Source organism: Shouchella xiaoxiensis (genome assembly GCF_016907895.1).
Taxonomy (GTDB): Bacteria; Bacillota; Bacilli; order Bacillales; family Bacillaceae_D; genus Shouchella; species Shouchella xiaoxiensis.
Map to the genome: position 1 here is coordinate 646,222 of NZ_JAFBCV010000001.1, position 13,649 is coordinate 659,870.

At 39.6% G+C, this 13,649-nt stretch carries 11 protein-coding genes; 8 read left to right on the forward strand and 3 right to left on the reverse strand.

The window, feature by feature from the left end; genetic code table 11:
• Positions 1 to 117 precede the first annotated feature (117 nt).
• The 5 genes from JOC54_RS03310 to JOC54_RS03330 all read left to right on the forward strand — a co-directional run bounded on the left by JOC54_RS03310 (position 118) and on the right by JOC54_RS03330 (position 8,732).
• Positions 118 to 1,578 carry a catalase gene (locus JOC54_RS03310; RefSeq protein WP_035422271.1) on the forward strand — a complete coding sequence of 487 codons (1,461 nt, stop codon included), beginning with the start codon at positions 118 to 120 and terminating at the stop codon, positions 1,576 to 1,578.
• Between the two features lie 91 nt (positions 1,579 to 1,669).
• Positions 1,670 to 4,720 (forward strand): GNAT family N-acetyltransferase, encoded by a 3,051-nt coding sequence (locus tag JOC54_RS03315; protein ID WP_204464385.1) that lies wholly within the window; start codon positions 1,670 to 1,672, stop codon positions 4,718 to 4,720.
• Positions 4,717 to 5,574 (forward strand): amidohydrolase family protein, encoded by an 858-nt coding sequence (locus tag JOC54_RS03320; RefSeq protein WP_204464393.1) that lies wholly within the window; start codon positions 4,717 to 4,719, stop codon positions 5,572 to 5,574. The genes JOC54_RS03315 and JOC54_RS03320 overlap by 4 nt, the downstream gene beginning before the upstream one ends.
• 228 nt (positions 5,575 to 5,802) lie before the next feature.
• Positions 5,803 to 7,563 carry a M3 family oligoendopeptidase gene (locus tag JOC54_RS03325; RefSeq protein WP_204464395.1) on the forward strand — a complete coding sequence of 587 codons (1,761 nt, stop codon included), beginning with the start codon at positions 5,803 to 5,805 and terminating at the stop codon, positions 7,561 to 7,563.
• A 239-nt stretch (positions 7,564 to 7,802) separates the two neighbouring features.
• On the forward strand, positions 7,803 to 8,732 hold the full coding sequence (locus tag JOC54_RS03330; RefSeq protein WP_204464397.1) for a hypothetical protein: 930 nt from the start codon (positions 7,803 to 7,805) through the stop codon (positions 8,730 to 8,732).
• Positions 8,733 to 8,770: 38 nt separating this feature from the next.
• On the opposite strand, the gene JOC54_RS03335 is transcribed toward JOC54_RS03330, so the two are convergent.
• The 3 genes from JOC54_RS03335 to JOC54_RS03345 all read right to left on the reverse strand — a co-directional run bounded on the left by JOC54_RS03335 (position 8,771) and on the right by JOC54_RS03345 (position 11,406).
• Complete coding sequence (locus JOC54_RS03335; protein WP_035422326.1) at positions 8,771 to 9,808, reverse strand: cytochrome d ubiquinol oxidase subunit II; 1,038 nt, start codon at positions 9,806 to 9,808, stop codon at positions 8,771 to 8,773.
• A 12-nt stretch (positions 9,809 to 9,820) separates the two neighbouring features.
• Entirely contained in the window at positions 9,821 to 11,161 is a 1,341-nt protein-coding gene (locus JOC54_RS03340) for a cytochrome ubiquinol oxidase subunit I (protein ID WP_204464399.1), read from the reverse strand.
• Between the two features lie 74 nt (positions 11,162 to 11,235).
• On the reverse strand, positions 11,236 to 11,406 hold the full coding sequence (locus JOC54_RS03345) for an FbpB family small basic protein (RefSeq protein WP_148298155.1): 171 nt from the start codon (positions 11,404 to 11,406) through the stop codon (positions 11,236 to 11,238).
• 243 nt (positions 11,407 to 11,649) lie between these two features.
• Between JOC54_RS03345 and JOC54_RS03350 the strand changes: the two genes are divergently transcribed.
• The 3 genes from JOC54_RS03350 to JOC54_RS03360 all read left to right on the forward strand — a co-directional run bounded on the left by JOC54_RS03350 (position 11,650) and on the right by JOC54_RS03360 (position 13,429).
• Positions 11,650 to 11,796 carry a hypothetical protein gene (locus tag JOC54_RS03350; RefSeq protein ID WP_157684276.1) on the forward strand — a complete coding sequence of 49 codons (147 nt, stop codon included), beginning with the start codon at positions 11,650 to 11,652 and terminating at the stop codon, positions 11,794 to 11,796.
• A 135-nt stretch (positions 11,797 to 11,931) separates the two neighbouring features.
• The gene (locus JOC54_RS03355; protein ID WP_035422329.1) at positions 11,932 to 12,273 is read left to right on the forward strand and encodes a hypothetical protein; all 342 of its coding nucleotides are present in this window, start codon (positions 11,932 to 11,934) and stop codon (positions 12,271 to 12,273) included.
• A gap of 352 nt (positions 12,274 to 12,625) precedes the next feature.
• On the forward strand, positions 12,626 to 13,429 hold the full coding sequence (locus JOC54_RS03360; protein ID WP_035422332.1) for a YfkD famly protein: 804 nt from the start codon (positions 12,626 to 12,628) through the stop codon (positions 13,427 to 13,429).
• Positions 13,430 to 13,649 lie beyond the last annotated feature (220 nt).

The window sequence follows — 13,649 nt, forward strand, 5'->3', positions numbered from 1 at the left end:
CTTTTTTATGGAGATAAACTGAGGCACTGTGCTAAGACTTAAAGGTTTACGAGTTGTCCTTCACGGGAAAAGAACTCTACTGAAGAGAAGAGATTCTCTATGAGGGGGATGCTACATATGACAAGATTAACAGATAACCAAGGACATCCGATTTATGATAATCAAAATTCGCGTACCGCTGGTCAACATGGTCCGACAATGCTGGAGGACTACCATTTAGTCGAAAAGTTAGCTCATTTTGACCGTGAACGTATTCCAGAGAGAGTTGTTCATGCACGGGGCGTCGGTGCGCACGGTGTGTTTAAAGTGAAAAACAATATGAAGCGTTATACAAAAGCTAATTTCCTTGCAGAAGACGGCAAAGAAACGCCGTTATTTGTTCGTTTCTCTACCGTTATCCATGGTGGGACGTCGCCGGAAACTTTAAGAGATCCGCGTGGTTTCTCGGTTAAATTTTACACGGAAGAAGGGAACTATGATTTTGTCGGGAACAATCTTCCAGTGTTCTTTATCCGCGATGCAATTAAATTTCCAGACGTCATTCATTCATTAAAACCAGATCCACGTACGAATATTCAAGATCCCGATCGCTATTGGGACTTTATGTCACTATCGCCGGAAACAACGAATATGCTGATGCATTTGTTTACCGATGAAGGAATTCCTGCTTCTTACCGCGAAATGCGTGGCTCAAGCGTCCATGCTTTCAAATGGGTCAATGAGCATGGGAACATGGTCTATGTGAAGCTACGTTGGGTTCCAAAGCTCGGACAACGCAACTTGTCGGGAGAAGAAGCGGAAAAAATTCAAGGAAAAGATTTTAACCATGCGACGAGAGATCTAGTAGAAGCAATTGACAATGGAGACTTTCCTGAGTGGGATTTATATGTGCAAATTCTTGATCCTGCTGACCTAGATAATTTTGATTTCCATCCGCTTGATTCAACGAAAGATTGGCTTGAAGAGGATATCCCGTATCAGCTTGTTGGAACGATGACGTTAAACCGTAACCCGGACAATGTTTTTGCAGAAACAGAACAAGTAGGCTTTAATCCAGGAAATCTGATTCCAGGAATTGAACCGTCTGAGGACAAGATGTTGCAGGGACGTATTTTCTCTTATTCAGATACACAACGGTACCGTGTCGGAGCAAACTACTTGAACCTCCCTGTGAACTGTCCGTTTGCACAGAAAGCAAACAATCAACGCGATGGAGCAATGCCAGTTGGGCAACAAACAAATCGAATTAATTATGAGCCAAACAGATACGAGGAAACACCTAAAGAAGCGCAAGGCTATCAAGATTACCGCGCGCCAATTAATGGGACAACTGGTCGAATCGCAATCGAGAAAAAGAATCACTTCGGTCAAGCGGGTAAAATCTATCGCGGTTATACAAAAGACGTTCAAGAAGCGTTAGTTAAGAACTTAGTTGGCGATTTAGAGCAAGTTGCTGAGGAAACGGCTTTACGCGCAGTGTGCAACTTTTATCGTGCGGATGAGACGCTAGGGCAAACGCTTGCTGATCAATTGAATATCGACATCTCAGCTTACGTTAGCCACACAAATGAGAAATAGTTGTCAAAGGAAGTTCGCGCAAAGCGCGAACTTCCTTTTTTTGCATTCCAGGCAGAAAATCGCTAGAATAAGAGGGAAGGGGGATACATAGATGAAACTAACAGAATATACGAAAAAGTATGCTGAAGCTACTGCGAAGATGTGGAATGAGAGCAGAGACCATTTTGGCGGTGGCGACGAAATGGAAACAGCAGAAGAACGAGACAAGAAAGAAAAGAACCTGGGAAACATTGTGACCATGCTTGCTCTTGAACAAGACAAGGTTATTGGGTATTGTGGCTTATCTGAATATCAACAAGATACAGGTGCACTTTACATTCCCTTACTAAATGCTCATCCAGATTATCTTGGGAAAGGCGTGGGCAAAGCACTTGTTTTAGAAGCAATCAAACGTACGGTTCAGTCTGAGTGGCCGAGACTTGATTTATATACTTGGCCAGGCAATACAAAGGCTGTTCCACTCTATAAGCGCTGTGGTTTCTTTTGGGAAGATCGTGATGACTCGACTCATTTAATGAACTTCATCCCGCTCGTTTTGCAGCATCCTTTTTTGAAATTATTAATCAATAACGACAACTGGTACCAATCGTTGAAACAAGATTTAGCGATTGCACCGAATCAAGAGAAGGTAAAAGATTTTTCCGTGTTTACCTATTTATTTGAACTATTTAATCAGAATGTTCAAGTAGGAATCGAACATAGTTCTCGTCAAATTTATTTAATTGAAACGGATGAATTTAAAGCGGAGTGGTTATTACCTTCAAAGGTATTAAATACAGGTGTACAGTATGAGGCTGTATTAAAGGTTACGAATAAAACAAATAATCCAATGCATATTGAGGCTGCCGGTACGGCACCAGTTCCGTTTGATTTTTCTTATGCAATCAATGAAAATATCAAAAATGAAGCCATTTTTACCTTTCCATTCAAAATAAACCATTCATATGAAATAACAGAGCAATCGGAATGGAAATCGCACCCATACTGCTCGATTCCACTAAAGGTTAATGACGTCTCTTGCCCGTTAGCCTGTGGCTATGTTATTAAAGAGCCGCTTAAATTAGCAGCCTATGTGAATAAACCAGCATTAGTTGAAGAAAGTCAAAAAGGTGAACTCATAATAGAAGTTACAAATCAACAAAAACAAATGGTGAAAACAACGTTAATTGTTTTAGAAAACGACTGGATTGAACTCTCCGAAGCTTCAAATACAGTTACAGTTGATGAAAAGCGAACGGCCACGATTAGCGTTCCTTTTTCGCTAAAGGAGATGGGAGTAGGAGAGCTCTCCATCCTCATAACAATTGACCAGTCTTCTACGCCTCATCAGAAAACGATTCCGCTCGTTCTGCCTTCTGATGAGACGCTAGGATTTTATGAACGGGAAAAAGAATTTACGGTTGTGAATGGGAAGGATGAGCTGTTATTTAACAAAGATTCATTTATGATTTATGCTAAAACTAATAAACGGCGTGTACCGTGGACGCTGCTCTATCCGTCTTATAATGAACCATTATCAAATGAACTTGCTACGGTCGGTTGGAATCACTTGAGTTGTGAGGTTAATGAGAACGCGCTGTTTGTTCATTCGACCTACCCGTTGCTGGGAGGTAAGGCTCTATTAACAATAGACTATCGCTGGGATCGTAATAAATCAGTTGAAGTGGCAATGTTTATTAAGAATCAAACACACGATACAGTAGATGTAAACTCGATTAATTTGCCGTTTTACTTTTTTCCTGACCAAGTATTTTTACCAACTGAAAAAGGCATTCTCCACGTAAACCAAGTAAATTTACTAGAAATTAATGAGCTTCCTTTACATCAACATAACGATCAATGGGTTTTATTGAAATGGAAAGAAGGTACGCTAGGCTTAACAGCCGATGAAAAGGGACAGTTCGTTGAGTTAGACGACGATTTATGTCTTCGTTGGAATGTCGAACCACTGAAAAGTCAAGCTTCGTCGCAAAGAATGGAGTTTGTGCTTTTCCCAAATAAGTTTCAGACCGCAGAAGCGCTTGCGCAACAATTAAATCGAGAGAATCGCGTACTTCCTGCCGAATTTGCCTCTTTTAAAAAGAATGGATTTGTTCGAAATCAAGAAGCTGTCGAGATAGACATTCTTACTGGTAAAAAAGAAAGAGACGAAGGGCATGTTCACGTAGAAGATGAGGACAGGGCTTCCTATCCATTTTCACAAACAGACGGAAAAGTTACAATCACGCATTCTGTTACATTGACTGCACCAACTAAAGCGCTTCAACTTCATTACAAAGGTGAACATTATGAAAAGAAACGTTTACTTCAGACCATCCGCCAAAATGATATTGAAGTCGTTTCAAAAGTGGAAGAAATTGATGGGCATCAAGTTCATACAGTTGAGAATGGCGAACTTGTTTTCAGAGCGTCTGAAACATACTATCCAGCTGTGTACTCCATTCAAACAAAGCGAGAGTGGCTCGATCATCTTTACCCAAAGGCGGGTCCGAAAAGCTGGTGGAACCCTTGGGGCGGGGGCATCATGACAATTCCTAGAAATCTTCAACTTCGGACGATAATGGAACAAACTCACACCGTTTCTTTTGTAAAAATGAACGATCAATGGAACCAGCAGTGGCATGGGATAAAGATCTCGATTCAGTTCAACGACCATCGTGACTATGCAGGAGCGGTACTGAATCAATATTACGTTACATTACCAGGCGCTACAGTACTCGCTCACTTAATCCAATGTGAAAAAGGGCCAACGCTGTTAACGGAAAAACAGTGGTTGTCAGGAAGCTTTCTGAATCGAGAAGCACTTTCTATTTATCCAACGGCGAGTGAAGATGAGCTGTATCATTTAAGAGGTGGACAGTTTGAGTTAAATGGACAAGCCCTTGATTCTGTTAATCGGCTGTATGCTAATGATACGGATGAATCGTTAGTAGTCATTAGTCAGAACCAAGTTGAAAGCAGAGAATTTTATCAGAATAAAGATGTATTTGCCTACATGACTATTGAAAAACTAGAAAAGTGGCCCCATCAAGAACGTGTTCAATCACAGCCGCAATTCTTTGTATGGACTGAAGGTTTACCGGCAAGCCGAGGTTGGGAATGGATAAGAGACGTACAATTAAAGGAGGACCTTACTGATTGAAAATTATTGATGCCCATGTGCATTTTTCAGAGATCGATTCATTTCGGAGGACTGCACATGATTTAGCCCATATTCGCTACACCTATGAAGGATTAGAACAAGAATTTAAAGAAGCCAATGTAATTGGATCTGTTGGAATGGGCTTAGAGGAAAGCAACCAAGCTGCGTTTCCAGATCACCGCGCACCGGCTTTAATGGGACTAAACCTGCCGAACCGTCCACAAACAATGGGAATCTGTATTGGGATTAACCCTTTTGCCTTAACGAATGCAGCTCTTGAAGAATTAGATTTTGCATTAAAAAGCCCAGAGAATGTCGGGATAAAGATCTATTTAGGTTATTACCCGTTTTATGCCTATGATGATGTGTACAAGCCGGTCTATCAGTTAGCGGAAAAGCATCACGTTCCCGTTGTATTCCATACAGGCGATACGTATGCAGAGAATGCAATCTTGAAATATGCGCATCCGCTAACAATTGATGAAGTAGCGGTTCAGCATCGTAACGTTACATTTGTCATGGCTCATCTTGGGGACCCTTGGTGTCTGTCGGCAGCGGAAGTTATTTATAAGAACCGGAATGTTTACGCTGATTTATCAGGGCTGATTGTTGGCACTTCAGAAAAAGTTGCGAAGCACCTCAAAAGTGATAATCCTTATTTTGATCACTTTAAGCATGCTTTAATTTATGGAGACAGCTATGATCGCTATCTATTTGGAACGGACTGGCCGCTTGTCCAAGTAAAGCCTTATATTGAATGGCTTGGGGGCATCATACCGGATAAATTTCATCAACGCTTCTTCCACGATACAGCTTTACACGTTTTTCCTAAACTCAATCAATTACTAAAATAATCGTGATAATTTGCTCCTTTGCTTCATACGATGTATGAAAACAAGGGGGCTTTTTTATGATAAAAAAATGGACAAGCTATCAACCGCAAGAGAAGCTGCTAGTTGTGTTAGGATGGCTAACGGTTGGTGCAATGCTATCGAGTCTTTTTTTCGACATTTAACGTGCAAATAATCAAAATAAATGATAGAATTACTACGAGATACGAAATAAATGTGTAGGAGGCTGTTATGAGTTATCCAATTAATTGGGATTTAGATTCAATCTTTAAAGGTGGCAGCGACTCAAAAGAATTTACTGAATTCTTGCATGAAACTGATAATCAGATTAATAAGTGGATTGAACGTAAATCAGATGTAACGATCGTAGAACTGGTGCATGCCATTGAAGGAATCAGTCCGAGGCTCAGACAAACAGGCGCCTTTGTTTCTTGCTTATCTGCGCAAAATGTAAAAGATAAAAAAGCACTGCTTTTAATGGAGCAAGTGCAAGAGCAACAAGTAAAGGTTCAGAAAATCCAGTTATTGCTTGAAGAAAAGCTCGGAGAATTAAGCGAGACAGAATTTAATGAGTTGTTAACAAAGGATGCCGTTAAAGATTCGGCCTTTATGCTTGAGAAAACGCGTAAAAAAGCCAACGATAAAATGAGTTCAGAAAAAGAAGAACTTGCTTCCAAACTCGCCAAAGATGGGTATCATGCTTGGGGCTCAGTATACAATGAGGCAGTAGGACGTATGGAAATTCCTTTTGAAGAAGATGGCGAAACAAAACGATTATCGGCAGGTCAATTACATAATCGACTTGGAAGCACAAATCGATCCGTTCGTGAACGTGCATCTAAAGCAGCACTTGCAGCATGGGAAGAGCAGGCACCTTTATTTACGCAAACGTTAAACCGTCTGTCGGGCTTTCGTTTGAAACTGTATGAAGAACGTGGCTGGGATAATGTCTTAAAAGAACCACTTGAACTTAATTTAATTTCCGAAGATACGTTAACGGCAATGTGGGACACTATTACAAAAAATAAACCTACACTCTATACCTATATGGACAAAAAAGCAGAAATCTTAGGCGTAGATCAACTTGCTCTTCATGATATCGGTGCACCACTTCCATTGGAAGATGAGTCGAAAAACAATATTCCTTATGAAGAAGCTTGTGAGCTTATTATTAAACACTTCAAGCGATTCAGTCCAAAAATGGCTGATTTTGCAGAGATGGCTCTTCGTGATGGCTGGGTTGAAGCTGAAAATCGTTCCGGTAAGCGACCTGGTGGATTCTGCACAGGCTTTCCGATGGAACAAGAATCTCGTATCTTTATGACATATGACGGATCAATGTCGAATGTGGCAACTTTAGCCCATGAACTGGGACATGCCTATCATAGCTGGTGCTTAAAAGACAACCCGGTTCAGTCGCAAAAGCAGTATCCAATGAGCATTGCGGAAACAGCCTCAACATTTGCGGAGATGATCGTGGCAGATGCGCTTGTTGATGAAGCGGATAGTGAAGATGTAAAGCAAATGTTAACGGAAAACAAGCTTTCACGGTCATTAGCCTTTTTCATGAACATCCATTCACGCTTTTTATTTGAAACACGTTTTTATGAGGAAAGAAAAGCAGGGATGGTTCCAACTGAGCGTCTTAATGAATTAATGGTAGAAGCGCAAAAAGAAGCATATGGCGGGAAGCTAGCTTCCTATGACCCTTACTTCTGGGCTTCAAAACTCCATTTTCACATTACTGGACAACCCTTCTACAATTTCCCGTACACATTCGGCTACTTGTTTAGCATGGGGATCTATGCAAGAGCATTAAAATCAGAAGCGTCGTTTGAAGACTCATACATTGCCTTGCTACAAGATAGCGGCAGGATGACCGCTGAAGAATTAGCAAAGAAACATCTTGATGTTGATTTAACAAAAGCTGATTTCTGGCAAGAAGCAATTGATGTTATAGTTGAGGACATTCAGAAATTCACAAACGCATAAATGGTTTTAAGCAATCCTTGTACGAATGAGGATTGCTTTTTTAGTGTTTAGTTTGTAATAGAAAGGGTAGAGGATTTATAACAACCAATTCCAAGAAATTATGTTGGGAAAATGGAAAAAAAACAAACCTTAAACCGCTTTATTACTTTTAAACAAATTAATCGTATAATAGTAAAAGATGAGACTGATTAATTAAAAAAGACCTTTAGTTTTTTAAAAAATGAAAGGGGTTTATTATAATGAAAAAAGAAAGCATCATCGTTCTGTTCAGCGTAGTTGCACTCGCGGCTTGTTCAAATGACGAGGGGTTATTGTCAGCTGAAGAAGCAAGTGGTGCAGATGATACAAGGGTAGATAGCGAGCAAAACGAGGCGATTGAAAATACCAATGAAAACGACGATAATAAGGATGAAAATGAAGAAGAGAATGAATCAAATTCAGTCGAAAACAATGACGAGGATGAATCAGATAGTAATTCTCCAAGTGAAGAAGAAACGAATGACAATGCAGAAGGTAGTGAAAATGAAGAAGATCAAGCTGCTGAGGATAACGTTGGAATGACAGCAGAGGAAATCATTGAAAATGCGATTGCTGCAGAGGCGCAACTTGATAGCTATTCGCTAGAATGGACGTATCATGATGTAGCAGAAGATGGAACGGTACAGGAAGCGCGAGACTATGAAATTCAACGCTATTTCGCAAACGCTGACGGTGTAGATTATTTCTATAGGCAATTGACGGGTGTAGATGAAGAAGAAAACCCGCTAACTATGTATGAAGCACAAACGCCGGAAGCTAGAACGGTTTATCGAGATGTTGATGAGGTAGTCGTCTTAATGGAGCCTGAGGATCAAACCGTGCCAACTGTGTCTCGGTATGACCTGCAAAGCCTACTGGATGATGATGGTTATGTATTGACCTATGAAGGGGTTTTTGAAATCGGTGGCTACGAAACGCATCACATTAATGCGGTAACGGATGAAAATAATGTCGAAATGAACTTCTGGTTTGATACTGATACTGGTCTTCAAGTAAGACAAAACTCGTTTTATGCTGGTCTGGATGGTCAAGTATCTATTTTAACTAATATTGAAACAGGCACAGACTTTAATGAATCAGAATATATCGTAGACGCGCCTTCATCAGTGCCAGTGCAAGATGAACGATAGTTGAAAAACCTACACCATTAATGGTGTAGGTTTTTCACTTAATAATCATGTCCGTCTCCTTGCAGATATGCTTTGTCTTTGAAAAATAACCGCCAAAACCATATGAAAACAGGAATGAGAACGGCTAGTCCAACAATAAAACCAATTAATAAATAACGAAACATTGTTTCATTTGTAAATGCATCATAAATGGTGACATCAGGATAAAGTAAGTAAGGCAAATGCGCCATGCCATAAGCCAGGCTCGCAAGGCCAAACTGGACGATAATTAAGAGTAAAGCAACACGGGGTTGACCCAATTCTTTGTACTTCGATGGCCACCATAATGCGCTGTAGCCTGCTGCAAATGCAAATAAAGATAAAGTGTACCAGCCCCAAAGATCAAGAAAATTAGCAAACATCCAGGAAGCTTCTGGGATTAAAGTGAAAATGGCAGCAATCGCAAATACGAGCGTAAGTGGCCCAAGTAACAAGGCGTTTTTTCGATAAGTACGTGCAGTCTCGAAGTCACCAGCTTCTTTTGCATAATCCGTCATAAAAAGTGATGAGATAAAGAGCTCTGTCATCAGACCAAATCCGATATGTGTATAGAAGGCGGGACTAAGAAATAATTGATCAACTAAGATGTATTGACGATCATCAGCAATCGTCACAAATCCACCAATAGCAGCAGGTAGAATGCTAATTAGAATTGCCGGGATAATTAGCCCGCAAATACCAGAAACAAGTGTAAGGAGGCGCGAGTATTTTTCTGTACTAAAGGCATAGACCATAAATGCGCTTCGAATGGTTAAGAGTAACAAGACGAGACAGAACGGAACAATCATTAACGTTCCTAATGTAGGTGCTGCTCCAGGAAAAAGAGCGACAAATGCTACAACGAGAAGAACAAGAAATACATTCGTTACTTTCCATGCTGGTGATAGAAAGTTATTTGCAATGGTTGATGCTTGAGTATTATTACGGCGTTCATAGTACATTGCCCAAAAGCCTGTTCCAAAATCGATAGAACCGGCAACAGCATAAATAAACAATAAAACCCAAATCAATAAAATCGCAAGATAAACTGGTTCCATGAAAACACTCCTTTATGAACCTAAGCTGCTCATATCTTGACTGAGCGGATTCCGTTTAAAATAGAAATAAAGAACTAAGCTCGTAATAACAAGAAGCACGGCATAAAGTACGGCAAAAAGAAAGAAAATGATACCCAAATTACCGGAAGTAGTGGCTGCGTCAGCCGTTCGTTGGACATCAAAGATGGTCCATGGTTGCCTGCCCGTACAGCTAAAGATCCATCCTGTCTCAATTCCAATCATAGCAAGTGGACCAGAGGCTACGAATGCCGCAAGCAGCCACTTGGGGAATCTGAAATCTTCTTGTTTTCGCTTGATGAACCAGTACAGAAGACCAATCCCAGATATACCAATTAAGCCACCACCGATAAAGACCATTACATTAAATAGGGTATGAACGATTAAAGGTGGCCAATTCTCTTGCGGAAAATCATTTAAGCCTTGTATAACTGCGTCTGTTGAATATGTAGCGAGCCAGCTTAACATCCCAGGTATTTCAAGACCTCCAATAACTTCATTTGCCTCTGGACTCGGTACTCCAAAAAGAGTTAGAGGAGCGTTACTTTGTGTCTCGAATAACCCTTCCGCTGCAGCTAATTTGATGGGAATTTCTTCATACAGCATAACGGTCGTATCATGTCCGGTCAGTCCAGTCCACAGGGACATTAGAAAAGCAAAGACTAGTGTAAGGATCAGGCCTTTATGGTGGTAGTTACGTTCTCTTTTTGTTAGTGAAGGCTTAAATAATTTAAAAGCAGCAACAGCAACTAAAACAAATGCACCAGTCATATAAGCTGTAGAGACAACATGAAGAGATGTGGACCAAAAGCTCGTTGATAAGGCGGCGGCGAGAGGATCGACGTTTGTAATCTCACCATTTACAACATCAAAACCTTGTGGTGTATTCATCCACGAATGGGCGCTTGTGATGAGTACGGCAGATGCTACTGCTCCAAAGGCAATAAAGAAAGAACTAACAATGCGCATGGTCGTTGCTAATCGATCAGCTGCATAAACATAGATCGCAAGGAAAAGTGATTCTAAGAAAAAAGCAAAGATTTCTATTTGGAACGGTAGGGCAATCACTTGACCTACAACTTCCATAAAACCCGGCCAGAGCAGAGATAGCATGACGGCAACGATTGTTCCAGTAGGAATAGCAACACCAAGTAAAATGGCCAAACCCTTCGTTAAACGTTTCGCTAGTACTGCATAATCATTATCTTTACGAATGACGCGCATAATCTCGGAAAAAAAGATCATCAATGAGATACCAACAGTTAAAGTAGCGAAAATAATATGAAAAGCCATTGATGTGCCAAAGAGCATCCGTGATAAAAGTACATTATCCATAGTTAGCCTCGTTTCTCCATTTTTATGAAGTTACTTTGTGCAAACGATGAAAGATTATACAAAAAAAACGAGCCTTAAAATCGGCTCGTTCGGAAAGATTTATTATCTTTGTTTTTATTATTTTTCTTTTCGGCACGCTCGTATAACTTATCATCAATCTTTGACAGTGCCTCTGGATCGTTAAGAAGCTCATCACGATTTTGTGCAATTAAGTCTTCATAGCGAACTAAATGTCGTTTACGCAATTTAATCACCTTTTATCTGAATATTTCTTATCATTAGTATACCACGGTTTAAATCAGTTGCAAGCATAATTTGTTACAAATTTTTGATAAAGATGAAATTTGTCGAAATAACTCGTAAAAAAACAAAAAGTTTTTTTAAGGAGGACACTTTACACACTGAGAGAACATTGTTAAACTATTCATACAGATTAATTACGTATAGAGAAAAGAAAAGCAGACCAACCTAGAGTGGAGGGATTCAAAATGACTCAAGCAGAAAAAAAACAAATTGAAAACATTCAGAAACAAATCAAAATGCTTAGTGAAGAAATTGATTTCATTAAGCAGAAGCATGAAATGGAATTTGAGCAATTAGAAACCGACAGTAGTTTAGTCCAAACGTATAATTAATTTTCAAGATAAAAGCTGCCAACTTATTTTATTTGGCAGCTTTTTTTGTTCTTCTTTACAAATAGACCGAAATTTGTTTTAAAATAGAAGCAGGATTAGACATTTTTCTATGTACATATAGAGGAGGATTTTCAAATGGCAAAAAGAAAATGGGGATTTATTTTAGCTGGTGTAGCAATTGCCGTCGTCTTATCAAAAAAAGAATGGCGTGAGAAAGTATGTGTGGAAGTCAAAGGCGTTAAAAAACAAGCAGAAGATGCTTACGGGTTTATTAGAGACAATCGTGAAGAAATGGTGCAATCAGCAAGAGAAACAATTGAGAATGTAAACATCATGTGGAAAGATTTATCAACAGACTTAAAGACATTAACTCAAACAGCTTCGCATATGAAAGAAACGTCCGAAGAAGCAATACAAGCAGCAAAAGAAGCAGCTGATGAAATTAAATTGTTAAAAAAAGAACGTGAAGATGTATAGGAAATTCATTTAGCGGTTATTCTACTTTCAAGGACGGTAGCTTTTGCTATTGTTCTTCCTATAAATGAGTTGTGTTGGTAAGAGTATGTTTTGTCATTCATTTTCTTTTTAGAAGGTGGTTGCATTGAGCAAGGTAAATGTCTTTTTCGTCATGTAAGACCATACATGATTGATGAGAGGTGTTTCCAAAAGACAAAGATCGACTCGACCCTAGAAGCAATGAACTATAGGTTTTAAAACAGCAGCCCAGCGCTGCTGTTTTTTTGTGGTATAGATATTTTTATCAAAGAATGGATAAAAGCGAAACAGCTGTCAAACACTACTAGCACAACAAGATAAGGAGGAAAAAAAAGTGAAACGTATCGTTGCAGTAGCCATGCTTATTCTTTTGTTTTGTGCCTCTGCTTCTTCACTGAGCTATGCAAAGGAAGAAACAAAAGAAACACCATTTATGATTCCGCAGTCTGTCTTATCTATCTCTAAAGAAAACACGTATAAAAATCCAACTCAGGATTTACCGTATTTACAACCAAGTGACTTAGCCAAGCAATTGCTTGAATCAACGGAAGAGACCATTGAGAATCCAGATCTTATTCGAATTATGAATGAATCGTCTATTCAATTTGCCAAGCTTGGTTTCGCAATGAAGGCCTCTATTTATTTAGGTGAATGGCCCCTTGCTTATGAATCTGAAGGTACAGAAGTGAACTGGGAGTATCAAAAAGTAAATACGAACTATATTGATAACCGCGGAGGCAATGCGCCAAAAGTAATGTCGTATAATCAAGAACAGCAAAAAAAGATTACTGGGGGCTTAACCGCGAAAATTCCTAATTCTGAAGCAGTAGAAAAAATGATGATGATATCAGCTTCAGAAAAAACGAGCTTGCCCCTTTCATTTGATACAGTTGTTGGCCAGGGAACGAAGAAAAACAATCAATACAATGTTCCATCTCGGCAAGTTGGCTATTTATATGGTTATGTGCCGGCTGTACAAGAAAAAGGAAACGTCACCTATGGTGAAGTATACTTAACACTTCGGGCAGGTAAGCCTAAGTTAGACGTGAAGAATGTGACTCAACAAGGAATTGGAGCTTGGATTCCTGTCCAGGACAATATTTCATTCACATTCATGGCTTCAACACAACCAAGGTAAAGAAAAACCAGTTCATATGAACTGGTCAGGCTGTTGAGAAAGTAATTTCTCAACAGCTTTTTCTTATTTATAGACACCTAAACAAAAATACTCTTGTTATAATGGAAAAAAGAACGGAAACGTGTTGGGGGAATGCGTAATGTTACGTCGTCAAACAGATAAACAAATTGAACTCGAAATGGTTTCCATTGATCAATTGATGCCTGAGGATCATTTACTT

What these genes read in the sequence shown, in the direction of transcription:
- JOC54_RS03340 (WP_204464399.1), bottom strand. Translation starts at nt 11,161, where the DNA reads ATGGATAATGTACTTTTATCACGGATGCTCTTTGGCACATCAATGGCT.
- JOC54_RS03325 (WP_204464395.1), top strand. Translation starts at nt 5,803, where the DNA reads ATGAGTTATCCAATTAATTGGGATTTAGATTCAATCTTTAAAGGTGGC.
- JOC54_RS03315 (WP_204464385.1), top strand. Translation starts at nt 1,670, where the DNA reads ATGAAACTAACAGAATATACGAAAAAGTATGCTGAAGCTACTGCGAAG.
- JOC54_RS03310 (WP_035422271.1), top strand. Translation starts at nt 118, where the DNA reads ATGACAAGATTAACAGATAACCAAGGACATCCGATTTATGATAATCAA.
- JOC54_RS03355 (WP_035422329.1), top strand. Translation starts at nt 11,932, where the DNA reads ATGGCAAAAAGAAAATGGGGATTTATTTTAGCTGGTGTAGCAATTGCC.
- JOC54_RS03330 (WP_204464397.1), top strand. Translation starts at nt 7,803, where the DNA reads ATGAAAAAAGAAAGCATCATCGTTCTGTTCAGCGTAGTTGCACTCGCG.
- JOC54_RS03350 (WP_157684276.1), top strand. Translation starts at nt 11,650, where the DNA reads ATGACTCAAGCAGAAAAAAAACAAATTGAAAACATTCAGAAACAAATC.
- JOC54_RS03335 (WP_035422326.1), bottom strand. Translation starts at nt 9,808, where the DNA reads ATGGAACCAGTTTATCTTGCGATTTTATTGATTTGGGTTTTATTGTTT.